The organism is Streptococcus pluranimalium, assembly GCF_047785745.1.
GTDB lineage: Bacteria > Bacillota > Bacilli > Lactobacillales > Streptococcaceae > Streptococcus > Streptococcus pluranimalium_B.
On sequence record NZ_JBLOJT010000214.1, the window covers coordinates 1 to 830 of the forward strand.

Below are 830 nucleotides of genomic sequence, written 5' to 3' on the forward strand. Positions count from 1 at the left end.
GAAATAGGGTTCAAGTTGAGCCCATTCTTGATCGGTTAAATCAGTATCATATGCTTTTTGTGCCATATCTTTAGTTTAACATTTTTTATTAATACAGGTTCTTACTTCTGGCTTATTTTCCTATTTTTGGGCGCACTAAGCCCATGATGGCAATACCAGTCGTTTGATTTGCTCAAAACGACAGATAGTGTAGAGCAGGTTAGTTAAGGTCACATTGGTTTTAGCTCGTGCCTTCCCAAGTGCTCGACAGCTCCTACCCTTCATGCTCGTTTCAATTAAGCCAAAAACATGCTCAACGCGATAACGGACTTTGGCAATATGACGATTAATGACCGTATCAGTCTCAGTCAACGGTTTATTTCTAAATGCACGACGAACCGTGTGGGGGCGACAACCTTCTGGTACTGATTGTCCAACATAAGCACTGTCATCAAAAACCGCTTCATTGGTATCACACAGAGCAGCTAGGACATTGGAGTCGTCTACACTAGCAGTTGTGACCTCATAAGTTTTGATAAGTTTTGATAAGTTTTGATAAGTTTTGATTTTCTATCGACACCAATATGGTTTTTATAGCCAAAATAGCGGACATCACCTTTGCGTAGCCAAGTCGCATCTAGTCTTTTTGGCTCCGTTTAGTCTTGTTCCAACCGTCTACCTTTTCGCCTTCCTTGATGTTCTGATTGTCCTCACGTGAATGGCGTTGTTTAGGGCATTCGACAAAGGAAGCATCCACAATCTGACCTGAATGGGCAATCACTCCTTCATCTGTGAGATGGGCATAGAACAAATCGAACAACGCCTTTTCACGACCTGACTTGGTTAATTTT

General features: G+C 41.8%; 1 pseudogene. It reads right to left on the reverse strand.

The features are described from left to right. Positions 1-135: 135 nt before the first annotated feature. Positions 136-830 (reverse strand): annotated as a pseudogene (locus ACMZ6U_RS10560) (IS5 family transposase); the annotation flags it as partial.